We start from the raw sequence: 23812 nt of genomic DNA, 5'->3' as shown, positions 1-23812 counted from the left end.
CCCCACATTCCCGTGCTGATGACCGAAGTGGTCGACGGCCTCGCCCCCGTGCCCGGCGAGCGCCATGTCGACTGCACCTTCGGCGCAGGCGGCTACACCAACGCCATCCTCGAGCGGGGTGCCGAGGTGGCCGCCTTCGATCGCGACCCCCGTGCGATCGAAGGCGGCCAAACCCTCGTCGCGGCGTCGGGCGGGCGGCTGGTGCTGATCGAGGCGCCGTTCAGCCAGCTCGAGGGCGAGCTGGAGCGGCGCGGGCTGGTGCCCGTCGACGGCGTGACCATGGATATCGGCGTATCGTCGATGCAGCTCGACCAGGCCGAGCGCGGCTTCTCCTTCCAGCAGGAAGGGCCGCTCGACATGCGCATGGCCGGCGAGGGGATGACCGCGGCGGAATGGCTGAACTCGGCCGACGAGGGCGAGATCGCCGACGTGATCTATCAATATGGCGAGGAGCCGCGCTCGCGCCGCGTCGCCAGCGCGATCGTCCGCGCGCGCCCGCTGACCACGACGACCGAGCTGGCCAATGTCGTCCGCAAGGCGCTGGGCCACAAGCCGCACGACAAGAAGGACCCGTCGACCCGGACCTTCCAGGCGGTGCGCATCTTCATCAACCGCGAGCTCGACGAGCTGGCGGAAGGCCTGGCCGCGGCCGAGCGCGTGCTCAAGCCCGGCGGCCGGCTGGCGGTGGTGACCTTCCACAGCCTGGAAGACCGGGTGGTGAAGCGGTTCCTGCGCGAGCGCAGCGGCAGCGAGCCCGCCGGCTCGCGCCATCGCCCGGCAATGGCCCCGGTGGCCGCGCCCAGTTTCGAACCTCCCGCCAAGGCCGTGCGCCCGAGCGACGAGGAGGTTGCCCGTAATCCGCGTGCCCGTTCGGCGACGCTGCGCGTGGCGCGGCGGACCGCCGCGGCACCGTGGTCCAGTGAAGGAGTAGCGTAAGATGGCCGTTCAGAGCTTCAAGGGACTGGGGTGGCTCCTCTGCGCCGTTGTGGTGGCGCCGGCGTGCTACATGGTCAATTCGCACGGTGCGGCCGAGCAGGCCCGGCTCAACGCGATGAAGATCGCGATCCTGCAGGCGCAGAAGGACATTCGCGGGCTGGAAACCGAGTTCCAGACGCGGGCCAACCTGGCGCAGATCGAGCGCTGGAACGGCGACGTGCTGGCGCTTGCCGCGCCGACGTCCGGCCAGTATCTGGCGAGCGAGACGGCGCTGGCCAGCCTCGACCAGCCCGCCCAGATGCAGAACGCCGCGCTGATCGTTCCGACCGGCGCGCCTTCGGCTCAGCCTGCCGCAGCAGTGGCGACGGCAGCGGCGGCTCCGGTGCAGGCGACGCCTGCGCCGGCCCAGGCCGTTTCGGGCAAGAGCGTGGCGCAGCAGGACCGGGAACTTCACGACCTCATGAAGAAGGCTGACAAGCGCGCAGTGGCGATGGTGGACAAGGGCGTGCTCAGCACCTCTACCATCGACGACCTGAAGAAGCTTGCGCAGCGCGAGAAGCTGGCACTCCGTTGATCGTCGTCGTCGCCCCGCCGGCCCGCAAGGGCCGTACGGGCGATGCCCGTCAGGCGCTTGTCGCCACCGCCCAGGTGCGGTTGATGATCCTGTCGATCCTGTTCGGCTTCGGCATGCTGGTGGTGATCGGCAAGCTGGCCTTCCTGGCGGTATGGGCCGAGCCGGCGACGGCGCGCGAGATCGCGACCAGCCTGGTGCCGCCGCGCGGCGACATCACCGACCGCAGGGGCGCGCCGCTGGCCCGCTCGATCGACAGCTGGACGATCGCGATCCACCCGAACCAGGTGATCGGCGACAAGGCCGAGCTTGCCAAGAAGCTGGCCGAGCTGATCCCCGAGCAGAGCGCCGAGAAGTATTTCGCGATCCTCAAATCGGGCAGCAGCTTCGCGTTCCTGAAGCGCCGGGCGATGCCCGAGCTGGTTGCCCAGGTGAACGAGCTGGGCCAGCCGGCGATCGAGTTCCAGCGCGAGAACGACCGGCTCTATCCGCAATCGACCCTGGCGGCGCACGTGCTCGGCTATATCGATAGCACCGGCCATGGCCGATACGGCATGGAGCGGGTGCTCGATGCGCAGCTGAGCGATCCGGCGCGGCGCGGCCAGCCGGTGGCGCTCTCGCTCGACCTGCGCGTGCAGGCGGCGCTGGAGAATGAACTCGGCACGGCGATGACGCAGCTGCAGGCGCGCGGCGCCGCCGGCGTGATCCTGGACGTGCAGACCGGCGAAGTGATTGCAATGACTTCGCTGCCGGCCTTCAATCCCAATGCGATCGATGGGCCGCCGCCGCGCAACAATGTGACGCAGAGCGTCTATGAGCTGGGATCGACCTTCAAGCCGATCGCAGTGGCGGCCGCGATCGACACCGGCACGATCACCTCGATGGCGCGCCGCTTCGATGCGACGGTGCCGCTGCAGGTGGGCCGCTTCAAGATCCATGACGATCCGGGCGACGAGCAGTTCCGCTGGCTCAACATCCCCGAGACGCTGATCTATTCGTCGAACATCGCCACCGCGCGCATCGCCGACGAGCTGGGCGCGGCGAAGATGCAGGAGATCTTCCGCCGCTTCGAATTCGACCAGCGGCCGAAGATCGAGCTCGACGCGAGCGCCAAGCCGCTCTGGCCGGCGAGCTGGGGGCGGATCACGGTGATGACCACCGCCTATGGCCATGGCATCGCGGTGACGCCGCTGCATCTCGCCACGGCCTATGCGGCGATGGTGAATGGCGGGATCCTGTATCCGGCGACGCTGCGCAAGGTGGATGCGGCGCATCCGCCCCAGGGCAAGCGCGTGCTCAAGCAGGAGACCAGCGACCGGATGCGCCAGCTGCTGCGGCTGATCGTGCTCAAGGGCACCGGCCGCAAGGGCGAGGCCCCGGGCTTCCGCATCGGCGGCAAGACCGGCACGGCGGAGGCGGCCGCCGGCGGTGGTTATGACAAGAGTCGCAACGTTTCGACGTTTGCGGCGGCTTTCCCGATCGACGCGCCGCGCTATGTCATGATCGCAATGCTCGATTCGCCCAAGTCCAACCCCTCGATCGGCGTGTACCGCACGACCGCTGCCTGGACCGTGGCGCCCGTCGTCGCGCGGGTGGTGGGGCGCACCGGCTCGCTGCTGGGCGTGGTGCCGGATGCGAACCGCGATATTGACGAGCGCGAGCTGTTGCCGCTGATCTGGGCGGGGCCGGACGCCGACAAGAAGGATCCCGAATGAAACTGGGCGCGCTGACGGGAGGCGGGGAAGACGCCGTCGTCACCGGATTTGCCATCGACCATCGCAAGGTCGCCCCCGGAACCATATTCGGCGCGTTCGAAGGGGCGCGCTTCAACGGTGAGGACTTCATCGCCGATGCCGTGAAGGCCGGTGCCGTCGCCATCGTCGCCCGGCCGGGCGCGAAGGTGGAAGGCGTGTTGCATATCGCCGACGACAATCCGCGCGAGAAGTTCGCCCGGCTGGCGGCGGCGTTCTTCGCGCCGTTCCCGGGGACCGCGGTGGCGGTGACCGGGACCAACGGCAAGACCTCGACCGTCGAGATGACCCGGCAGCTGTGGCGGATGCGCGGCTTCCATGCCGCCTCGATCGGCACGCTGGGGGTGACCACGGCGGACGATACGGTTTCGACGGGCCTGACCACGCCGGATATCGTGACCTTCCTCTCCAACGTCGCCGGGCTGGCGCGCGAGGGCGTGAGCCATGTCGCGTTCGAGGCTTCGTCGCACGGGCTCTCGCAATACCGGACCGAGGGGCTGCCGGTGAAGGCGGCGGCGTTCACCAACCTCAGCCGCGACCACCTCGACTATCACGGCGACATGGAAACCTATTTCCACGCCAAGATGCGGCTGTTCGCCGATGTGCTCGACCTGGACGGCGGCACCGCGGTGGTGTGGGCGGACGATCCCAATGCGCCGCGGATCGAGGACCTGGCGCGGCAGCGGGGCAACAAGCTGGTCACGGTGGGCGAGCATGGCTCGACGCTGCGGCTGGTGGGTCGCGAGCCGACCCTGCTCGGCCAGGGACTGACGATCGAGGCCGAGGGCCAGACCTACAAGGTGAATTTGCCGCTGATCGGCGCGTACCAAGCAGCCAATGCGCTGGTCGCGGCCGGGCTGGTGGTGGCGACTGGCGGGGACGTGGCGCAGACGCTGAGCGATCTCAGCCGGCTGCAGCCGGTGCGCGGGCGGCTCGAGCGCGCGGTGATCACCAAGGTCGGCGCGCCGGTCTATGTCGATTACGCGCATACCCCGGATGCGCTGGAGGCGGCGATCGCGGCGCTCAAGCCGCATACCAGGGGCAGGCTGATCATCGTGTTCGGCGCGGGCGGCGACCGCGATACCGGCAAGCGCGCCCCGATGGGGCAGGCGGCGACGGCGGGTGCCGACGTGGTGATCGTCACCGACGACAATCCGCGCTCCGAGGATCCGGCGGCGATCCGCGCCCAGGTGCTCGAAGGGGCGCCGGGGGCGATCGAGATCGGCGGGCGCCGCGAAGCGATCAAGGCGGCGATCGACATGGCGGGCAGCGAGGACATCGTGCTGGTCGCCGGCAAGGGACATGAGCAGGGCCAGATCGTCGGCGACATGGTGCTGCCGTTCGACGATGTCAGCGTGGCGCGGGAGAGCGCGGCGTGAGGCTGTGGACCGCAGACGAGATCGCCGGGGCGACCGGCGGCACGGCTTCGGCGGACTTCGAAGTCTCGGGCGTTGCCTTTGACTCGCGCGAAGTGGGGCAGGGGGATCTGTTCCTCGCGCTCAAGGGCGAGACCACCGACGGGCACAAATTCCTCGACCAGACCTTTGCCCAGGGCGCGGCGGGGGCGGTGGTGTCGCAGGCGACTGCGTTCCCGCACGTGCTGGTGGCGGACACGGTCGCGGCGCTCGATGCGCTGGGTACGGCGGCGCGGGCGCGGATGCAGGGCAAGGTGATCGGCGTCACCGGCTCGGTCGGCAAGACCGGGACCAAGGAGGCGCTGTTCGCGGCGCTCGAGCGCAATGCCCCGGGCGAGGCGCATCGCTCGGTCAAGAGCTACAACAACCATACCGGCGTGCCGCTGAGCCTGGCGCGGATGCCGCGGAACACGCGCTATGGCGTGTTCGAGATGGGGATGAACCATGCCGGCGAGCTGGCGGCGCTGACCCGGCTGGTGCGGCCGCATGTCGCCATCGTCACCACGATCGCGCCGGCGCATATGGGCTTCTTCGCCAGCGAGGAAGCGATCGCCGACGCCAAGGGCGAGATCTTCCAGGGGCTGGAGCCGGGCGGCACCGCGATCGTGCCGTTCGACAGCCCGCACCGCGAGCGGCTGATCGAGGCTGCCAGGCCCTACGCGGCGAAGATCGTCACCTTCGGGCTGGGCGAGGGCGCGGATTACCGCGCGGTCGAGACGATGCGGACGCGGACGGGGGGCACCTTCGTCACCGCGCGCTTCGGGCAGCGCGAGCTGAGTTTCACGCTGTCGCAGCCGGGCGCGCACTGGGTCTCCAATGCGATGGCGATCCTCGCCGCGGTCGATGCGGTGGGCGCCGATCTGGAGCTGGCCGGGCTGGCGCTCGCTGAGCTGGGCGGGCTGGCCGGGCGCGGGGCGCGGCTCAATGTGCCGGTGCGCGGCGGCACCGCGCTGGTGATCGACGAGAGCTACAACGCCAACCCCGCCTCGATGCGCGCGACGCTGGCGGTGCTGGCGCAGGAGCCGGGCCGCAAGCTGGCGGTGCTCGGCGAGATGCGCGAGCTGGGCGAGCATTCGGATGCCTTCCACGCCGAATTGTCGGGCCCGATCGAGGCGGCGGGCGTCGAATCCGTCATTCTGGTCGGTGAAGCGATGGCGCCGCTCGCACAGGCGCTTGAGGGCGCGGTCGATTTCGTCCATGTGCCCGACGCGGCGACCGCGCTGGGCAGGCTCGATGACATGCTCCAGGCCGGGGACGCCGTTCTCATAAAAGGCTCTAACGGCGTGCGGCTCGGGTCGGTCGTTGCGGCGTTGGCGGAAAGGGCACCTGCCTGATGTTGTACTGGATCGCAGAGCTGCTCGGCTTCCCCGGCGTGTTCAACCTGTTCCGTTATTTGTCGTTCCGCACCGGCGGCGCGGTGGCGACGGCGCTGCTGATCGGCCTTGTCATCGGCCCGAAGTTCATCGGCTGGCTGCGCGTCCGCCAGGGCAAGGGGCAGCCGATCCGCGACGACGGCCCGCAGAGCCACCTCGCCAAGCGCGGCACGCCGACCATGGGCGGCCTGATGATCCTGACCAGCCTGATGCTGTCGCTGCTGCTGTGGATGGACCTGAAGAACCCCTATGTCTGGGCCTGCATGTTCGTCACCTTCGGCTTCGGCATGATCGGCTTCCTCGACGACTATGACAAGGTGCGGAAGCAGAAGACCGCGGGCGTATCGGGCAAGGTGCGGCTGATCGGCGAGTTCGCGATCGCGGGCATCGCCGCGGCGATCATCTGCTCGCAGAACGGCACCCAGCTCTACGTGCCCTTCTTCAGCAGCTTCCACCCCGACATCAGCTACTTCTACATCGCCTTCGCCGCCTTCGTGATCGTCGCGTTCGGCAATGCGGTGAACCTGACCGACGGGCTCGACGGTCTGGCGACGATGCCGGTGGTGATCGCCAGCATGGCGTTCATGCTGATCGCCTACCTGGCGGGCAACAAGATCTACGCCGTCTATCTCGGCATCCCGCACGTGCCCGGCGCCGGCGACCTGGCGATCTTCTGCGGCGCGATGGTCGGCGCAGGGCTCGCCTTCCTGTGGTTCAACGCGCCCCCGGCGGCGGTGTTCATGGGCGATACCGGCAGCCTCGCGCTCGGCGGCGCGCTCGGCACGATCGCCGTGACCACGCACCACGAGCTGGTGCTCGGCATCATCGGCGGCCTGTTCGTGATGGAGGCGCTCAGCGTCATCATCCAGGTGTTCTTCTACAAGCGCACCGGCAAGCGCATCTTCCGGATGGCGCCGATCCACCACCATTTCGAGCAGCTCGGCTGGTCGGAGCCGACGGTCGTGATCCGCTTCTGGATCATCGCCTTCGTGCTGGCGCTGGCGGGCCTCGCGACGCTCAAGCTGCGGTGATCACCAGCACGTCCTGGCGCGGCAAACGCTATGCGGTGCTCGGGCTTGCGCGCTCGGGCGCGGCGACGGCGCATGCCTTGCTGGCGAGCGGGGCGGAAGTTGTGGCCTGGGACAGCAATGAGGCGGCGCGGGCCAAATTGGCTTCCGGTCTCGGTGAGACGCTGCCCCACCCCAACCCCTCCCCCGAAGGGGAGGGGCTTGAGATTGCTGATCCGCTGGAGATTGATCTCGCGGGCTTTGCCGGCGTCGCCGTTTCTCCGGGCGTGCCGCTGAATACGCATCCGATCGCGGCGAAGGCGGCGGAAGCCGGCGTCCCCATCATCGGCGACATCGAGCTGTTCGCCGAAGCCCGTGCCGAGATGCCGGCGCACCGCGTGGTCGGGATCACCGGGACCAACGGCAAGTCGACCACCACGGCGCTGATCCACCATATCATCGAGACCGCCGGCATCCCGACGCGGATGGGCGGCAATATCGGGCTGCCGATCCTGGGGCAGGACCCGCTTCCCGAAGGCGGCATCTATGTGCTGGAGCTTTCGAGCTACCAGATCGACCTGACCCACAGCCTCGACTGCGACGTCGCGGTGCTGCTCAACATCACCCCCGACCATCTCGACCGCTATGACGGGTTTCTGGCCTATGCGGCATCGAAGGCGCGGCTGTTCGCGATGCAGGCCAAGGGGCATGCCGCGATCATCGGCATCGGTGACGAGCCCTCGGCGGCCATTGCGCAGCAGGTTGCCGCCGCGGGCCGCAGCGAGGACCTGACCCGGATCGCGCCGGGCATCTGCATGGACCAGTCGCGCTGGCCGGCCCTGCAGGGCCCGCACAACGCCCAGAACGCGCTCGCCGCCATCGCTGCCTGCCAGGCGCTCGGCATCGAGCAGGCCGCGATCGACAAGGGGCTGGAGAGCTTCCCCGGCCTGCCGCACCGCATGGAGCGGGTGAAGACCGTGAACGGCGTGCTGTTCGTCAACGACAGCAAGGCGACCAACGCGGATTCCACCGCGCCGGCGCTCTCGGCCTATCCGAAGATCCACTGGATCCTGGGCGGCAAGGCGAAGACCGACGATCTCGATGCCTGCCGGACGGGCTTCAGCCATGTAGTGAAGGCGTACACGATCGGCGATGCGGGCGAGATGTTCGCGAAGCTGCTCGAAGGCGAGATGCCGGTCGAGCGATCGGGCACGCTCGATGTCGCGGTGAAGGCCGCCGCTGCCAATGCCCAGCCGGGCGAAGTGGTGCTGCTGTCGCCCGCCTGCGCGTCGTTCGACCAGTTCAAGGACTATGAAGCCCGGGGCCAGGCCTTCCGCGACGCGGTGGAGGCACTGGGATGAACGACACGATGCCGCAGGAAGCGGAGCCCGAGGCCCGCCGCCGCGGCTCGCCACAACTCGGCCGCGCGAGCAAGACGCGCGCCGGCATGTGGTTCTGGGAAGTCGACCGCGTGCTGCTCACGCTGGCGCTGCTGCTGATCGCGATCGGTCTGGTCGCAGTCGCCGCGGCCTCGCCCGCGACCGCGCGCCGCTATTCGGACGCCAGCCATGTGATGGCGCCGATGTATTATTTCTGGCGACAGCTGGTGTGGGTGTGCATCTGCGTGCCGGTGCTCGTCACCGTGTCGATGCTGCCGGTCACGCTTGCCAGGCGGCTTGCGCTGATCGGGGCGGCGATATTCCTCGCCTGCCTCGCGCTGGTGCCGATCATCGGGCACGAGGTGAACGGCGCCAAGCGCTGGATCGGCGTCGGCATCTCCGAATTCCAGCCTTCCGAGTTCCTCAAGCCGCTGTTCATCGTTGCGACCGCCTGGATGCTGAGCTTCCGCGCCAAGGATCCGCAGCTGCCGGTGCTGTTCGTCACCGGCGGGCTGACCGCGCTGATCGGCGTGCTGCTGATGCTGCAGCCGGACTTCGGCCAGACGATCGTGTTCGCCAGCGTGTGGATCATCCTGCTGATGATCTCGGGCATTTCCCCGGCGGCGATTGCTGGGCTGTTCGGCACGGCGGTGGCGGGAGTGATCGCGGCCTATCTGTTCTACGGCACGGCGCGCACCCGCATCGACAACTTCCTGTTCCCCACCAAGGACGCCGCACTTGCCGAGCGCTATCAGGTGGAGATGGCGCATGACACGCTGACCGCCGGCGGGCTGCTCGGGCGCGGGCCCGGCAACGGCATCATGAAGTTCAAGCTGCCGGAAGGGCATACCGACTATATCTTCTCGGTGATCGGCGAGGAGTTCGGGCTGATCGCCTGCATCGTCATCGCCTTGCTCTATCTCGCCATCGTGATCCGCGTGCTGATGAAGCTGCTCGACGAGGAAGACGCCTTCCGCCTGCTCGCCGCGGCGGGGCTGGCGGCCCAGTTCGGCGTGCAATCGCTGATCAACATGGCGGTGAACACCGGCATCGCCCCGTCCAAGGGCATGACGCTGCCCTTCATTTCCTATGGCGGATCGTCGATGATCGCGCTGGCGATCGGCTATGGGTTGCTTCTCGCCTTCACGCGGCGAAACCCGTATCTGAAGCGCTCGCCCTATACCGGCCGCTGGAGCACCAACGCATGAGTCAGTCCCGAAGCTATGTCCTCGCAGCCGGCGGCACCGGTGGGCATATGGTGCCCGCTGCCGCCCTGGCAGCGGAACTGGCCGAGCGGGGCCATCATGTGGCGCTGGTGAGCGACGACCGTGGCGTGCGCTTCCCGGGCCTGTTCGACGGCGTCGAGACACATGTGCTGCCGGCCGGACGGCTGGGCGGCGGGCCGCTCGGCTATATCCGCGCGGCGGGCAAGATCATGGCCGGGCGCTCGATGGCGCTGCGGCTCTACAAGGAAATCCAGCCTTCGGCGGTGATCGGGTTCGGCGGCTATCCGGCGCTGCCCTCACTGCTCGCGGCGTTCCGGGGCGGCGTGCCGACGATCATCCATGAGCAGAATGCGGTGCTCGGTCGGGTGAACCGTTTCGTTGCGGGACGCGTCGATGCGATCGCGACGTCGTACGAGCAGGTCGATCGGATGAAGCCGGGCTGGCAAGCCAAGGCGCATCTCGTCGGCAATCCGGTGCGCGAGGCGGTGCTCAACCTGCGCAACCGGCCCTATCCGCTGCTCGAGGAGGACGGCATCTTCCGCGTGCTCGTCACCGGCGGCAGCCAGGGCGCGACCGTGCTGAGCCAGGTGGTGCCGGATGGCCTGGCGCTGCTGCCCGTCCATTTCCGCCGCCGTCTGCAGGTGACCCACCAGGCGCGCGTCGAGGATATCGAGACGGTGCGCGCCAAGTATCAGGCGCATGGCATCCCGGCCGACGTCTCCACCTATATCACCGACATGCCCGAGGCGCTGGCCTGGGCGCATATCGTGATCGCGCGGGCAGGGGCCTCGACCATTGCCGAGCTGACCGCGGCGGGCCGCCCGGCGATCCTGGTGCCGCTGCCCAGCGCGACCGACGATCACCAGACCGCCAATGCGCGCGAGATCACCGCCGCCGGCGGCGCGCGGACAATCTCGCAAAAGGGCTTCACCGCCGCCGAGCTCGCCAAGCAGATCCAGAAGCTCGGGCTCGACACGGTGGGCCTTGAGAATGCAGCGGCGCGGGCGCGCAGCGTGGGCCGTCCCAACGCCACGCGCGACCTTGCCGATCTCGTCGAATCCATCGATGCGCCCGAGGCCCCGATCAAGGGCCAGCGCATCTCCATGCAGGGAAGGCCAGCGTTCGCATGAAGGGTGTCGCGAAGGACATCGGTACCATCCATTTCGTCGGTATCGGCGGCATCGGCATGTCGGGCATTGCCGAGGTGATGCACAATCTCGGCTATTCGGTGCAGGGATCGGACGTGGCCGAAGGCTATGTCGTGCAGGGGCTGCGCAGCCGCGGCATTCCGGTGACCATCGGCCACAAGGCGGAGAATCTGGGCGATGCTTCGGTGGTGGTCGTCTCCACCGCGATCGTGCGCACCAATCCCGAGGTGGAAGCCGCCTATCAGCGCCGCATCCCCGTGGTGCGCCGCGCCGAGATGCTGGCCGAGCTGATGCGGCTGAAGTCCACCGTCGCGGTGGCCGGCACGCACGGCAAGACGACGACGACCTCGATGGTCGCGGCGCTGCTCGATGCCGGCGGGGTGGACCCGACCGTGATCAATGGCGGCATCATCAACCAGTACGGCTCGAACGCCCGCCTGGGCGACAGCGAGTGGATGGTGGTCGAGGCCGATGAGAGCGACGGCAGCTTCCTGCGGCTCGACGGCACCTATGCGATCGTAACCAATATCGATCCCGAGCATCTCGACCATTATGGCTCGTTCGATGCGGTGAAGGATGCGTTCGTCGAGTTCGTCGAGAATGTGCCCTTCTACGGCGCGGCGCTGCTGTGCCTCGATCATCCCGAAGTGCAGGCGATCATCCCGCGCGTGCGCGACCGGCGGATCGTGACCTATGGTTTCGCGGCTTCGGCCGATGTGCGCGGCGTCAATGTGGTGCCGCATCATGGCGGCAACCGCTTCGAGGCGATCATCCGCAACCGCGACGGCACCACCCGCTCGATCGAGGGGATCGAGCTGCCGATGCCGGGCCGCCACAACGTCCAGAACGCGCTGGCCGCGATCGGCGTGGCGCTCGAGCTGGGCATTCCCGATGCGACGATCCAGCAGGGCTTCGCCAAGTTCGGCGGGGTGAAGCGGCGCTTCACCAAGGTCGGCGAAGTGAACGGGGCGACGATCATCGACGATTACGGCCATCATCCGGTGGAGATCCGCGCGGTGCTGGCGGCAGCGCGCGAGAGCGCCGAGGGCAGGGTGATCGCGGTGGTGCAGCCGCACCGCTTCACGCGCCTCAAGAACCTGATGGACGAGTTCGCCCAGGCCTTCAACGACGCCGACATGGTCTATGTCACGCCGGTCTATGCGGCGGGCGAGCTACCGCTCGAGGGCGTGAGCGCCGAGGCGCTGGTCGAGAATGTCCAGCGGCGCGGGCATCGCTCGGTCGCGGCGGTGGAGAATGAGGACGGGCTGGCGCGGGCGCTTGCGGGCGTGGTGCAGCCCAAGGACATGGTGATCTGCCTGGGCGCGGGCGACATCACCAAATGGGCGGCGAACCTGGCCGGCGCGATCGAGGAAGCGCGGGCGTGAACCAGGCGGCTGCCGCGCTCCCTCCCGTGCGCGGAAAACTGACTGCGGATGCGCCGCTGGCGCCGCTCGTCTGGTTCAAGAGCGGCGGCGCGGCCGAGTGGCTGTTCGAGCCGGCCGATGCCGAGGATCTGGCCGATTTCCTCGCCGGGCTCGATTCCGACGTGTCGGTGATGGGGCTCGGGCTGGGCTCGAACATGATCGTGCGCGACGGCGGCGTGCCGGGCGTGGTCGTGCGGCTGGGCAAGGCCTTTGCCGGGGTCGAACAGCTTGATGCGACGACCCTGCGCTGCGGCGGCGGGGCTTCGGGCATTCTGGTTTCTTCGAAGGCGCGCGATGCCGGGATCGGCGGGGTGGAGTTCCTGCGCTCGATCCCCGGCACGGTCGGCGGGTTCGTGCGGATGAACGGCGGCGCCTATGGCCGCGAGGTCAAGGACGTGCTGGTCGAATGCGAGGTCGTGCTGCGATCGGGCGAGCGGCGCGTGCTGGCGCTGGCCGAGCTCGGCTATACCTATCGGCACAGCGCGCTGCCCGAGGGCGCGATCGTGATCTCGGCGACGTTCCGCGGGCATGCCGAGGAACCGGCGGTGATCCAGGCGGAGATGGACCGCATCGCGGCGGCGCGCGAGGAATCGCAGCCGCTGCGCTCGAAGACCGGCGGCTCGACCTTCAAGAACCCGGACGGGCACAAGGCCTGGGCGCTGATCGACGCGGCCGGTTGCCGGGGCCTGATGCGCGGCGATGCGCAGGTCAGCGAAAAACACTGCAATTTCCTGCTCAATCTGGGCAATGCTTCGTCGGCCGACATCGAGGCGCTGGGCGAGGACGTCCGCGCCAGGGTGAAGGCGCAGTCGGGGGTTGAGCTGGAGTGGGAAATCCAGCGGATAGGGAGGGCGGAGTGATCTTCGACAAGCTGCGCCGCCTCACCGACTATGAGCGCAGGATCATCGCGAACGTGCGCGATCATGGGTGCCATAACACTTCGGTTTTCTCGCCTGCGAATGAGGTGTGGGAGCCGCCGTTCACCTATTCGACGGGCTTCATCGAGACCGTGAACCAGCCCGAGGTGATCGTGTTCGGCCTCGGCGGAGACCTGTGTCACCCGATGATCAACATCCTGCTTGACCTGTGTCGTCGGGGTCTGGTGCTGAGTGATGGCGCCGCGATCGAGGGGGTGCTGGCGGGGCATCGCGTGATTGCCCGTGAGGTTCTCCCGGATCGCATCACCCGCGAACATTTCAATTCGGCGATATGGTATGAGAAGCGCCGGAGCGGCCGCATGCTCGATCGCGCCGTGCAGATCGTCTGGCCGGGCGCGCAGGACGGACTCTTCCCCTGGGATGAAGGTTGCAGCCAGGAGACGCGCGACCTGCAGCCTGCACTTTACGAACGGAGCATGAATTCGTGACCACCCTTCACATTGCCGTATTGATGGGGGGCTGGTCGGCCGAGCGCGAGGTGTCGCTGATGTCCGGCGCGGGCATCGCCGACGCGCTGGAGGGGCTGGGCCACAAGGTCACGCGGATCGACATGGATCGCGACGTCGCCCTGAAGATCGCCGAGGCGAAGCCCGATGTGGTGTTCAACGCGCTGCATGGCACCCCGGGCGAGGACGGCACGGTGCAGGGCATGCTCGACCTGATGGGCGTGCGCTACACGCATTCCGGGCTGGTCACCTCGGTGATCGCGATCGACAAGCAGCTTACCAAGCAGGCGCTGGTGCCGCACGGCATCCCGATGCCCGGCGGACGGATGGTCAAGACCGAGGACCTCCACCGCGAGGACCCGCTGCCGCGCCCCTATGTGCTGAAGCCGGTGAACGAGGGTTCGTCGGTGGGCGTGGCGATCGTCACCAAGGAAGGCAATTACGGCAACCCGATCGCGCCGGACGCGCGGGGGCCGTGGCAGGAGTTCGACGAGCTGCTCGCCGAGCCGTTCATCCGCGGGCGCGAGCTGACCACGGCGGTGCTCGCGGGCGAGGCGCTGGGCGTGACCGAGCTCAAGCCCAAGAGCGGCTTCTATGATTACGACGCCAAGTACACCGACGGGCTGACCGAGCATGTCTATCCGGCGCAGATCCCCGACGAGATCACCGAGGCGTGCAAGCGCATCGCGCTCGAGGCGCACAAGCTGCTCGGCTGCAAGGGCACCTCGCGCTCGGATTTCCGCTGGGACGACAGCATGGGGATCGAGGGGCTGTTCCTGCTCGAGGTGAATACCCAGCCGGGCATGACGCCGCTGAGCCTGGTGCCCGAGCAGGCGCGCCACCTGGGCATCTCCTATCCCGAGCTGTGCCAGCGCATCGTCGACGAGGCCTTGAGCGGATGAGCCGGCAGCCCGCCAAGCGGACGGCCACCCGTCGCGGGGCGAAGCCGGTAGCGAAACGCAAGCAGCAGCCGCGCAAGAAGCAGCCGGGCCTGATGGACCAGGCGCTGGCCGCGCTGCCGTTCGACCAGGCGACGCTCACGCGCATGGCGACCTGGGGGATTGTCGGCATCTTCGGGATCGGCGCGATCACCGTCGCGACCTGGTTCGGCATCCCGCAGATCATCGGCACGGGGGCCGCGCAGGCGGTGGGCGATGCCGGGCTGCGGGTGGACACGATCCAGATCAACGGGCTCAAGCGGATGAACCGCATGACCGTGTACCAGCAGGTGCTCGACCAGAATTCGCGCGCGATGCCGCTGGTCGACCTTGGCCAGGTCCGTGCCAAGCTGCTTGCCTATCCCTGGATCAAGGATGCTCGTGTTTCACGTCGGCTGCCCGACAAGCTGCTGATCGACATCGTCGAGCGCGAGCCCGCGGCGATCTGGCAGAACCATGGCCAGCTGATGCTGATCGATCCGACCGGCGTGCCGCTGGAGCCGGTGCCGCGCGAAGCGATGCCGGACCTGCCGCTGCTGATCGGCGACGGCGCCAACAACCAGGAGCCCGCGCGCCGCGACCTGATGGACAGCGCGCCGGCGCTCAAGCCGCTGGTCCGCGCCGCCACCTGGGTGGGCAATCGCCGCTGGGATATCATCTTCGATACCGGCGAGAAGCTCCAGCTGCCCGAGGGCGACAAGGAAGCGAAGGACGCGCTCAAGACCTTCGCCGAGAAGGATGGAGCGTATCGGCTGCTCGGCCGCGGAAACCTGGGGTTCGACATGCGCGACCCCGATAATCTGGTCGTCCGCCGGCCCGCCGCGATCGGCGCGCCGCCCGCGACGGGATTATGAGTAACACCGTAGTTGTAATCAGGGCAAAATCCTGATTCATATGGTGAATTGAGTATTAAGCGTTTTTTCGAATGAGGGGCAGATGGCGAAGGTAGCACCGGAAGGGCTGATCACGGCATTGGACGTGGGGTCGTCCAAGGTCTCGGCGCTGATCGCGCAGCGGTCCGACGACGGCACTTTGGTGGTGCTCGGCACCGGCCAGCGCGAGAGCCGAGGCGTCAAGCGCGGCTATGTCGCCGACATGCACGCGACCGAACTCGCCATCCGCGAAGCGGTGGAGCAGGCCGAGCGCATCGCCGGCCAGAACATCGAAGACGTGTGGGTGAGCTTCTCCGCCGGTGGCCTGATCTCGGACATCGTCCGGCTTGAATCGGATCTCGGCGGCCACCGCATCGAGCAGAACGACATCGACGAGCTGCTCCGCGCCGGCCGCGACGCGATCGACCCGCAGGGCAAGATGGTGCTCCACGCCCAGCCGACCCGCTACACGGTCGACGGCCTTGCCGGCGTGCGCCGTCCCCTCGGGCTGCATGCCGAGCGCCTGGGCGTCGACATCCATGTCGTCGCGACCGACGGCGCGCCGGTGCGCAATCTCGATCACTGCGTCCGCTCGGCGCATCTCGAAGTCCGCTCGATCATCGCCGCGCCGGTGGCGACGGGGCTGGCCTGCCTGACCGACGAGGAGCGCGAGCTCGGTGTCGCGCTGGTCGAGATCGGCGCGGGCGTGACCAATGTCTCGGTCTTCTCGCAGGGCGTGCTTTCGGGCCTCGCCTCGATCCCGATGGGCTCGGCCGACATCACCGACGATATCGCCTCGTCCTTCGGCACCGCGCGTGCCTGGGCCGAGCGTACCAAGTGCTTCCACGGCTCGGCGAACCTGAGCCCGCGCGACAATCACGAGATGATCGATGTCGTGCCGGCGATCCCCGATGACGGCACCGAAGGCCCGCGCATCACCAAGGCGCAGCTCAACGCGATCATCCGCAAGCGGCTGGAGCGGCTGATGGGCGAGATCCAGAAGGAGCTGAAGAAGCTGAGCTTCGAGGATCCGGCCGGCCGCCAGATCGTCCTGACCGGCGGCGGTGCCGAGCTGAAGGGCGTCGCCGATTACGCCCAGCAGTTCCTGGGCAGCGCGGTGCGCGTCGGCCGGCCCAAGGGGCTGGTGGCGCTGCCGGAAGCGCATGCCGGCCCGGCCTTCGCGACGCTGGCGGGCCTGGCGCGCTTCGCCGCGACCAACCCGATCGACCTGCGCACGCTGGAGCCCAGTCGGCACCAGATGGTCACCCGGACCAACCCGGGAGCCCTGTTCCAGCGGCTAATCGCGGCATTCCGGGCAAATTATTAGAAGAAATGCGTTGGTAACTTCGCGTTCCCTCTAGAGTCGCCCTCCGCGTTCGTGCAGAACGGGCGACAGATTACGCGTTCGTGACAGGCCACCCGGACGCAGGGAGACTAAGGCGATGAGTATCGATTTCCTTCCGCCCGACGTGGACGAGCTGACCCCCAAGATCACCGTAGTCGGTGTGGGCGGCGCGGGCGGCAACGCGATCGCGAACATGATCCGCGCGGACGTGCAGGGCGTCGACTTCATTGTCGCCAACACCGATGCGCAGGCGCTCAAGCAGTCGAGCGCGGGCCACCGCATCCAGCTCGGCGCCAAGATCACCCAGGGCCTGGGTGCCGGCAGCCGTCCCGAGATCGGCCGCGCCGCCGCCGAAGAGACGATCGACAACGTCCAGAAGGCGCTTGAGGGCGCCCACATGGTGTTCATCGCTGCCGGTATGGGCGGCGGCACCGGTACCGGCGCCGCGCCGGTCATCGCCAAGGCGGCCCGCGACATGGGCATCCTGACGGTGGGCGTGGTCACCCGGCCGTTCGCCTTCGAGGGCAAGCGCCGTGCGGCTTCGGCCGAGGCAGGCATCAACGAACTGCAGAAGTACGTCGATACCCTGATCGTCATCCCGAACCAGAACCTCTTCCTGATCGCCAATGCGAACACGACCTTCAAGGAAGCGTTCGAGATGGCCGACGAGGTGCTGCAGCAGGGCGTGCGCGGCATCACCGACCTGATGGTCATGCCGGGCCTCATCAACCTCGACTTCGCCGACGTCCGTTCGGTGATGCAGGAGATGGGCAAGGCGATGATGGGCACCGGCGAGGCCGAGGGCGACGACCGCGCGCTCATCGCCGCGCAGAAGGCGATCGCCAATCCGCTGCTGGACGGCGTGAGCATGAACGGCGCCAAGGGCGTGATCGTCTCGATCACCGGCGGCGAGGACATGCGCCTGCTCGAAGTCGACGAAGCCGCCAACCATATCCGCGAGCTGGTCGATCCGGACGCGAACATCATCTGGGGCTCGGCCTTCAATCCGGAGCTCGAGGGCAAGATCCGCGTCTCGGTCGTCGCGACCGGCATCGATGCGGAAGCGCAGCCGGTGGCCGCGCCGCGCGCCGCCGAGCAGCCGCGCGTCTTCTCCTTCTCGACCCCGCGCCGCACCACGGCCGACCCGGCGCCTGCCGCCGCGCCGGAGCCCGAAGCTGCGCCAGAGCCGGTAGCCGAGGAAGCACCGCTCGCACCGCCGGTTCCCGAGGCCTATGAGCCCGTCGCCGAGGAGCCCGTGTCGCTCTCGCCGCCGGTGCCCGAAGCCTATGAGCCCGAGCCGCAGCCGGCCGCGCCGGTCCAGTCGAACTGGGTCGATGACGGCAAGGACGAGGACGAACTGGTCCTCGGTGCCGACAGCCTGGTGCCCGAAGCGCCCGTCGCCCCGATCGACGAGCCTGCCGCGACGCCGACCACGCGCCGCCGCTGGCTGACCGGCGGGGACGAGGAAGAAGCCTCGCCGCTGGTCGAGAAGCCGGCGAAGAAGAGCGGCGGCACGCTGTTCGAGCGCATGGCGATGGCCTCGCGCGGTGCCTCCAAGTCGGATGACGATGCGGACAAGGATCCGCTCGACATTCCGCGCTTCCTGCGCAGCCAGAACAACCAGTAAGCCATTCGTCGCCGGCCGGTCTCGCTTCGGCGAACCGTGCCGGCGCCGTCATTGGCGGTTCAGCGCAATTGCGCGCAGGTGGCGGGGACATGAACCGGAATCGCTTTATCGGCATCGCTGTGCTGGCCCTTGCAGCCGCGCAGGCCATGCCCGCCTTCGCCCAGACCGAAGTCGTCGCCCAGGCCAATCCCGATGCGGACCGGCTGGCCAACGACATCCGCATGCTCGCGAGCGATCCGCGCGACCTGGCGACCCTGGTCGATGCCGGCATGACCAGCGCGCGGCTGGGCGATACCTCCGCCGCGCTTGCCTTTTTCCAGCGCGCCGAGACGATCAATGCCAGCGATCCGCGCATTGCCGCGGGGCGGGCGATGGTGCTGGTGCGGCTCGAGCGGCCGGGCGAGGCGCTGCGCCTGTTCCAGACGGCCGAGGCGGGCGGGCTGGCGCCGCGCACCTATGCCGCCGATCGCGGCTTTGCCTATGACCTGCTCGGCCAGCCCGGGCTTGCCCAGCGCGACTACAAGCTCGCGCTCGCCGGCGACCGAGACGATGCCGAGACGATTCGCCGCTATGCGCTGTCGCTGGGTATCACCGGCGACAAGGACGAGGCGATGCGCGTGCTCGATCCGCTGCTCCGCCGCAGCGATCGTGCCGCCTGGCGTGCGCGCGCCTTCATCCTGGCGATGAACGGCGACACGGCGGGGGCGGAGAAGATCGCCTCGAGCATGATGCCGGGCACCATGGGCCAGTCGCTGATTCCGTTCTTCCGCCGGCTTGGCGGGCTGAACCCGGCGGACCGCGCCTTTGCGGTACATTTCGGCGAGCTGTCGCCGACCCAGGCGCGGCTTGCCGATGCGCGGATGGCGCCCGATCTGCCGCGCTATGTGCCGGCGCCGCGCCCGGTGCAGATGGCCGCGGTCGCCCAGCCGGTGGCGTCCGCGCCCGAGCCCAAGGGCAGGGACCGCCGCTCGCGCAGGGATCGCGAGCGTGATGAGAAGCTTGCCGCCGTCGCCGCGGCGCGTCCGGTGCCCGCGCCGGTGCAGCAGCCGGTGGCGGACGAGAATCTGCCGCCGCCGCCGCGCTTCGTGGCGCCGCCGGCCGAGATCGTGCAGCCGATCCCGCAGCCGAAGCGCGAGGAGGAGCCGAGCGAGACCAGCGAGCGGCCGGTGCCGGCGCCGGTTCGTCCCACGCCCACGCCCACGCCTGCGCCGGTGCGGATGGCTGCTGCCTCGCCGGCGCCTGTCCGCCCGGCGCCTGCGCCGACCCCCGCGGTGCCCACGCCGACACCGGCGCCCGCCCCGGTCACGCTCGCCAAAGCCGAGCCGGTGGTGCAGCCCGTGCGGCAGCCGCCGCGCCCCGAGCCCACGCCGCCGGGCCCGGCCAAGGTGGGGCAGGAGGATTCGGTGCTCGCCGCGATCGTCGGCGGGATCACCATTCCGGCCGAGGAACTCGCGACCGTCACCGCGACGCCGACCGATCCGGTGCCCGCCGCCGCGCCCGAACCCGCTCCGGTGCGCGTTGCCGAGGCGAAGCCGGTGCCGCCGGTGAAGCCCAAGCCCGAGCCGGTCGTTGCCAAGCCCGATCCGAAGAAGCCGGACCCCAAGGCCAAGCCCGATCCCAAGGCCAAGCCGGTGCCCGAGGATGCGAAGAAGGGCGGCAAGCCCGATCCCAAGGACGCCAAGGCGAAGAAGCCCGATCCCAAGAAGCCGGATCCGGCCAAGACCGATCCGAGCCGCATCTGGGTGCAGGTCGCCGGCGGCGCCAACCCGGATACGCTGGCCAAGGCCTGGAAGGGCGTGGTCGCCAAGGCGCCGGCGCTGATGAAGGGCAAGGGCGCCTGGACGACGCCGCTGCGCGCCACCAACCGCGTGCTCGCCGGCCCGTTCAAGACCAGCGCCGAGGCACAGGCCTTTGTCAACGCGCTGGGCAAGGAAGGCGTCTCGGGCTTCGTCTTCACCAGCGAGGCCGGGCAGAAGGTGACGAAATTGGCGCTGTGATCGGACGTTCGGCTTGCTCCAATACTTCGTCACCCTGAACTTGTTTCAGGGTCCAACGTGCCTCAAGCGGTATCGCGCGGGGAGATTTGGATGCTGAAACAAGTTCAGCATGACGGGAGAGATCTGGACTGTTAGGGCACCCGCGTGAAAGCGATTTCCTCCTGGGCCTCCACGCCTGAAGCCAGCCGCGGCCGTCTCCATCCCGAGCCCGGCGGCACCGCCCGGGGCCCGCGCGACGCCTTTCAGCGCGACCGCGACAGGATCATCCACTCGATCAGCTTCCGGCGTCTGCGCCACAAGACCCAGGTGTTCATGGCGCCCGACGGCGACCATTTCCGGGTGCGGCTCACCCATAGCCTGGAGGTCGCGCAGATCGGCCGGGCGATCGCGCGGACGCTTGGGCTCAACGAGGACCTGACCGAGGCTTTGTGCCTGGCGCACGACATCGGCCATCCGCCCTTCGGCCATGCCGGCGAGAAGGCGCTGGGCGAGGCGCTGGCCGGACAGGGCGGGTTCGACCATAACGGCAACACGCTGCGCACCCTGACCACGATCGAACGGCCCTATCCGGCCTGGGACGGGCTCAACCTGACCTGGGACACGCTGGAGGGGCTGGCCAAGCATAACGGCCCGATCGCGCACCCGGAGTGGGCGCTGGCAGAGGCGGATGCGGCGTTCCCGCTCGAGCTGGAGAGCTGGGCCTCGCTCGAGGCGCAGGTCGCCGCGATCGCCGACGATATCGCCTATGACAATCACGACATCGATGACGGGCTGCGGGCCGGGCTGCTCCAGCTCGACCAGCTGTTCGAGCTGCCGATGGTCGCCGAGGGCTGGCGGCAGGTGGAAGCCAAGTTCCCCGGCTGCGAGCGGCGGCGGCTGATCAGCGAGCTGATCCGCGCGCAGATCGGGCTGATGGTCAACGACCTGATCGACGCGACCCGCAAGCGCATCGCCGAGAGCGGTGTCGAGACGGTGGCGGACGTGCGCGCGGCGGGGCGGGTGCTCGCCCATTTCTCCGACGGGATGCGAGAGGCGGAGCGCGGGCTGAAGCGCTTCATGTACGCCAATCTCTACCACCATCCGAGCCAGCTCGCCGCGGCGGACGCGGCGCATAAAGTGGTGGCAGGGCTGTTCGCCACCTATCGCGACGATCCCGCGCTGATGCCGGCCGAATGGGCCGGGGCGCTGCCCCAGGCGGAACCCGCGCGCAGCCGCCACATCGCTGACTTCATCGCCGGCATGACCGATCGCTACGCCATCGCCCGCTACAAGCAGCTGGTCGGCACGATCGACCTGCCCGAAGGGTTCTGAACACAAGAAAAGGCCGGAGCGTTGCCGCCCCGGCCTTTCTTCAGCCCCAGAGGGAGGGGGCTAGCTCAGCGTGCGGCCAGGACCGCGCCGCTCTTGTCCTTCGGCGCGCGGAACGAGACGCGGGTGTCGTTGACGTAACCGTCGACCCAGCCGTTCTTCACGTTCAGGCGGAATTCGCCACCCTTGTTGGTGCGGCCTTCGAGCACCTGGACCTTGTCCTTGCTGGTGACCGAATAGGTATAGGTCACGCCTTCATGGGTGAAACTGCGCTCGCCGGCGATCGCGGCGGGGGCGGTGAAGGCGAGAGTGGCGGCGGCAGCCGCGAAAAGGAACTTCGTCACGATCTTTCTCCTTATTGATAAAGAAGCCAGATCAGCATCCAATATGTTCTGTTCTTGCGCCGAGTTATGTTGCGACGCAGCAAAAGCATCAATCGCAAAGGAAGTTGGGCCCAGTTGCAGAAAACGCAACCGATGAAACGGTGCATGCAGGCGACGAGCCGAAAGCCTGGCAAACTTCTGCGACACTTGGGACGTATTCCGGAGAAATACCGTTACAGGGGAGTCGCATGTCGGACGCCAGTATCGCGCGAAACCGCTTCGGGCTCGGCGCCAGGCCGGGCGAGGATGTAGGGAGCGATCCCCGCAAATGGCTCGCCGGGCAGATCGCAGCCTTCGACCCGCGACCCCAGGCGATCGCCGCCCAGGCTTCCAGCGCGCAGGTCGGAAGCGAGCTTGCCGATTTCTATGAGCGCCAGCGGCTCCTCCGGCTGGAAAACCCCAAGCCGAGACCCGCTGCCGCGGCGCCCGCCAAACCAGCCGGCGCGCAGCCGGCGATGGCCGAGGGCATGGCGATGCAGGACATGCGGGCCGCGGCACCGGTGATGCAGGGCGCCCCGGCAGCTAAGCCCGTCTATCAGGGCGAGGATGCCGCGATGATCGCCCGGCGCGAAGCGCGGCGGGTGCAGCAACAGGCCTATGTCGGCATGGTCTCGGCCCGGGCGCTGACCGCAATCACCTCGCCGACGCCCTTCGCCGAGCGGCTCGTCCATTTCTGGGCGAACCATTTCGCCGTCTCCGCCGACAAGCTCGAGCTGGTCGGTCTTTCGGGCACGATGGAGTTCGAGGCGATCCGCCCGCATGTGATGGGCAAGTTCGGCGACATGCTGAACGCGGTCGAGCGCCACCCGGCGATGCTGCTCTATCTCGACCAGGCGGTGTCGGTCGGCCCCAACAGCGCAGTGGCGCAGCGCCAGCGCGGGCGGCGCAGCGGCCTCAACGAGAATCTGGCGCGGGAGATCATGGAGCTCCACACGCTCGGCGTGCGCAGCGTCTACACCCAGGCGGACGTCACCGAATTCGCCCGGGCGATGACCGGCTTCACCGTGGCGGGTATCGGGCGTGGGCCCGGCGCGCGCTATGTCGGTGCCGTAGATGGCCAGCCGGGCAGCTTCCTGTTCGCCGACCGGATGCACGAGCCGGGGACCCGCACGATCCTGGGCAGGCAATGGAGCGCGCAAGGCGAAGAGCAGGCGAGCGAAGTGCTCGACTATCTCGCCACCCATCCGGCGACGGCGAAGCATATCGCCACCAAGCTCGCCCGCCATTTCGCCAGCGACGATCCGCCTGCGCCGCTGGTCGCGCGGCTGCAAAAGGCTTTCCTGTCCTCGGGCGGCGACCTGCCGACCGTGTACCGCGCGCTGATCGCCTCGCCGGAGTGCTGGTCGCCGACGCCGGCCAAGTTCAAGTCGCCCTGGGAATGGTCGATTTCGGCGATGCGCGCGCTCGGCACGCAGCAGGTCCAGCCCCAGGCGGTGAACGGCCTGATGGGCCAGCTCGGCCAGCCGACCTGGAAGCCGGGATCGCCGGCGGGCTGGGACGATGTCGCCGGTGCCTGGGCCGGGCCGGACGCGGTGATGCGCCGGGTCGAGGCGGCCGAGCGCATGGCCGCCCGCGCCAAGGATACGATCGACGCCCGCGCCCGCGCCGCCGAACTGTTCCCCGGCACGCTTACCCCCTCGACCACGCAGTCGATCGCGCGTGCCGAGAGCCCGGGCCAGGGCCTCGCCCTGATGCTCGTCTCGCCCGAATTCATGCGGAGGTGATCCG

General features: G+C 68.6%; 20 protein-coding genes. 19 read left to right on the top strand and 1 reads right to left on the bottom strand.

The features are described 5' to 3' along the window. Positions 1–18: 18 nt before the first annotated feature. The 18 genes from rsmH to O3305_RS07740 all read left to right on the top strand — a co-directional run bounded on the left by rsmH (position 19) and on the right by O3305_RS07740 (position 21704). Positions 19–936: a 16S rRNA (cytosine(1402)-N(4))-methyltransferase RsmH gene (gene rsmH, locus O3305_RS07825; protein ID WP_221416629.1), complete on the top strand. Its 918-nt coding sequence runs from the start codon at positions 19–21 to the stop codon at positions 934–936. Between the two features lies 1 nt (position 937). Beyond that, a complete protein-coding gene (locus tag O3305_RS07820; RefSeq protein WP_184171021.1) occupies positions 938–1510 on the top strand; it encodes a hypothetical protein in 573 nt (190 codons plus the stop codon). Continuing rightward, entirely contained in the window at positions 1507–3222 is a 1716-nt protein-coding gene (locus O3305_RS07815; protein WP_269575888.1) for a peptidoglycan D,D-transpeptidase FtsI family protein, read from the top strand. Before O3305_RS07820 ends, O3305_RS07815 begins: the two co-directional genes overlap by 4 nt. Continuing rightward, on the top strand, positions 3219–4637 hold the full coding sequence (locus O3305_RS07810; protein WP_269575887.1) for a UDP-N-acetylmuramoyl-L-alanyl-D-glutamate--2,6-diaminopimelate ligase: 1419 nt from the start codon (positions 3219–3221) through the stop codon (positions 4635–4637). The genes O3305_RS07815 and O3305_RS07810 overlap by 4 nt, the downstream gene beginning before the upstream one ends. Then, entirely contained in the window at positions 4634–6007 is a 1374-nt protein-coding gene (locus O3305_RS07805; protein WP_269575886.1) for a UDP-N-acetylmuramoyl-tripeptide--D-alanyl-D-alanine ligase, read from the top strand. Before O3305_RS07810 ends, O3305_RS07805 begins: the two co-directional genes overlap by 4 nt. Further along, a complete protein-coding gene (mraY, locus tag O3305_RS07800) occupies positions 6007–7077 on the top strand; it encodes a phospho-N-acetylmuramoyl-pentapeptide-transferase (RefSeq protein WP_184171033.1) in 1071 nt (356 codons plus the stop codon). Before O3305_RS07805 ends, mraY begins: the two co-directional genes overlap by 1 nt. Further along, complete coding sequence (gene murD / locus O3305_RS07795; RefSeq protein WP_269575885.1) at positions 7074–8414, top strand: UDP-N-acetylmuramoyl-L-alanine--D-glutamate ligase; 1341 nt, start codon at positions 7074–7076, stop codon at positions 8412–8414. Before mraY ends, murD begins: the two co-directional genes overlap by 4 nt. Next, the gene (locus tag O3305_RS07790; RefSeq protein ID WP_260396327.1) at positions 8411–9640 is read left to right on the top strand and encodes an FtsW/RodA/SpoVE family cell cycle protein; all 1230 of its coding nucleotides are present in this window, start codon (positions 8411–8413) and stop codon (positions 9638–9640) included. Before murD ends, O3305_RS07790 begins: the two co-directional genes overlap by 4 nt. Then, a complete protein-coding gene (gene murG / locus O3305_RS07785) occupies positions 9637–10788 on the top strand; it encodes an undecaprenyldiphospho-muramoylpentapeptide beta-N-acetylglucosaminyltransferase (protein WP_269575884.1) in 1152 nt (383 codons plus the stop codon). The genes O3305_RS07790 and murG overlap by 4 nt, the downstream gene beginning before the upstream one ends. Further along, positions 10785–12191: a UDP-N-acetylmuramate--L-alanine ligase gene (murC, locus tag O3305_RS07780; RefSeq protein ID WP_269575883.1), complete on the top strand. Its 1407-nt coding sequence runs from the start codon at positions 10785–10787 to the stop codon at positions 12189–12191. Before murG ends, murC begins: the two co-directional genes overlap by 4 nt. Then, positions 12146–13090, top strand: coding sequence for a UDP-N-acetylmuramate dehydrogenase (murB, locus tag O3305_RS07775; protein WP_269575882.1), 945 nt, complete (start codon positions 12146–12148; stop codon positions 13088–13090). The genes murC and murB overlap by 46 nt, the downstream gene beginning before the upstream one ends. Next, positions 13087–13596, top strand: coding sequence for a DUF4262 domain-containing protein (locus O3305_RS07770; RefSeq protein ID WP_269575881.1), 510 nt, complete (start codon positions 13087–13089; stop codon positions 13594–13596). Before murB ends, O3305_RS07770 begins: the two co-directional genes overlap by 4 nt. 23 nt (positions 13597–13619) lie before the next feature. After that, positions 13620–14516 (top strand): D-alanine--D-alanine ligase, encoded by an 897-nt coding sequence (locus tag O3305_RS07765; protein ID WP_184171319.1) that lies wholly within the window; start codon positions 13620–13622, stop codon positions 14514–14516. Next, positions 14513–15406: a cell division protein FtsQ/DivIB gene (locus tag O3305_RS07760; RefSeq protein WP_269575880.1), complete on the top strand. Its 894-nt coding sequence runs from the start codon at positions 14513–14515 to the stop codon at positions 15404–15406. Before O3305_RS07765 ends, O3305_RS07760 begins: the two co-directional genes overlap by 4 nt. Positions 15407–15488: 82 nt before the next feature. Beyond that, positions 15489–16751 carry a cell division protein FtsA gene (gene ftsA / locus O3305_RS07755; protein ID WP_269575879.1) on the top strand — a complete coding sequence of 421 codons (1263 nt, stop codon included), beginning with the start codon at positions 15489–15491 and terminating at the stop codon, positions 16749–16751. 115 nt (positions 16752–16866) lie between these two features. Beyond that, positions 16867–18396, top strand: coding sequence for a cell division protein FtsZ (ftsZ, locus tag O3305_RS07750; protein WP_269575878.1), 1530 nt, complete (start codon positions 16867–16869; stop codon positions 18394–18396). A gap of 89 nt (positions 18397–18485) precedes the next feature. Further along, entirely contained in the window at positions 18486–20393 is a 1908-nt protein-coding gene (locus O3305_RS07745) for an SPOR domain-containing protein (protein ID WP_269575877.1), read from the top strand. A 144-nt stretch (positions 20394–20537) separates the two neighbouring features. After that, positions 20538–21704, top strand: a complete 1167-nt coding sequence (locus O3305_RS07740) for a deoxyguanosinetriphosphate triphosphohydrolase (RefSeq protein ID WP_269575876.1) — start codon at positions 20538–20540, stop codon at positions 21702–21704. 65 nt (positions 21705–21769) lie between these two features. On the opposite strand, the gene O3305_RS07735 is transcribed toward O3305_RS07740, so the two are convergent. Continuing rightward, positions 21770–22045: a hypothetical protein gene (locus tag O3305_RS07735; RefSeq protein WP_184171063.1), complete on the bottom strand. Its 276-nt coding sequence runs from the start codon at positions 22043–22045 to the stop codon at positions 21770–21772. Positions 22046–22272: 227 nt separating this feature from the next. Here O3305_RS07735 and O3305_RS07730 point away from each other — a divergent pair, with 227 nt between their 5' ends. Next, on the top strand, positions 22273–23808 hold the full coding sequence (locus O3305_RS07730) for a DUF1800 domain-containing protein (RefSeq protein WP_269575875.1): 1536 nt from the start codon (positions 22273–22275) through the stop codon (positions 23806–23808). Positions 23809–23812: the final 4 nt, after the last annotated feature.

The sequence above is a fragment of the Sphingomonas sp. NIBR02145 genome (genome assembly GCF_027359115.1).
GTDB classification, from domain to species: Bacteria; Pseudomonadota; Alphaproteobacteria; order Sphingomonadales; family Sphingomonadaceae; genus Sphingomonas; species Sphingomonas kyeonggiensis_A.
The sequence above is the reverse complement of the archived record's forward strand: the minus strand, read 5'-3'. Positions and strand labels throughout refer to the sequence as shown.

Excerpts from the sequence above, each read along its gene's own strand:
- O3305_RS07820 (WP_184171021.1), top strand. The coding sequence starts at position 938 with ATGGCCGTTCAGAGCTTCAAGGGACTGGGGTGGCTCCTCTGCGCCGTT.
- O3305_RS07765 (WP_184171319.1), top strand. The coding sequence starts at position 13,620 with ATGGGGGGCTGGTCGGCCGAGCGCGAGGTGTCGCTGATGTCCGGCGCG.
- rsmH (WP_221416629.1), top strand. The coding sequence starts at position 19 with ATGACCGAAGTGGTCGACGGCCTCGCCCCCGTGCCCGGCGAGCGCCAT.
- mraY (WP_184171033.1), top strand. The coding sequence starts at position 6,007 with ATGTTGTACTGGATCGCAGAGCTGCTCGGCTTCCCCGGCGTGTTCAAC.
- O3305_RS07745 (WP_269575877.1), top strand. The coding sequence starts at position 18,486 with ATGAACCGGAATCGCTTTATCGGCATCGCTGTGCTGGCCCTTGCAGCC.
- murC (WP_269575883.1), top strand. The coding sequence starts at position 10,785 with ATGAAGGGTGTCGCGAAGGACATCGGTACCATCCATTTCGTCGGTATC.
- murB (WP_269575882.1), top strand. The coding sequence starts at position 12,146 with ATGGGCGGCGAACCTGGCCGGCGCGATCGAGGAAGCGCGGGCGTGAAC.
- ftsA (WP_269575879.1), top strand. The coding sequence starts at position 15,489 with ATGGCGAAGGTAGCACCGGAAGGGCTGATCACGGCATTGGACGTGGGG.
- ftsZ (WP_269575878.1), top strand. The coding sequence starts at position 16,867 with ATGAGTATCGATTTCCTTCCGCCCGACGTGGACGAGCTGACCCCCAAG.
- murG (WP_269575884.1), top strand. The coding sequence starts at position 9,637 with ATGAGTCAGTCCCGAAGCTATGTCCTCGCAGCCGGCGGCACCGGTGGG.
- O3305_RS07730 (WP_269575875.1), top strand. The coding sequence starts at position 22,273 with ATGTCGGACGCCAGTATCGCGCGAAACCGCTTCGGGCTCGGCGCCAGG.
- O3305_RS07760 (WP_269575880.1), top strand. The coding sequence starts at position 14,513 with ATGAGCCGGCAGCCCGCCAAGCGGACGGCCACCCGTCGCGGGGCGAAG.
- O3305_RS07790 (WP_260396327.1), top strand. The coding sequence starts at position 8,411 with ATGAACGACACGATGCCGCAGGAAGCGGAGCCCGAGGCCCGCCGCCGC.
- O3305_RS07810 (WP_269575887.1), top strand. The coding sequence starts at position 3,219 with ATGAAACTGGGCGCGCTGACGGGAGGCGGGGAAGACGCCGTCGTCACC.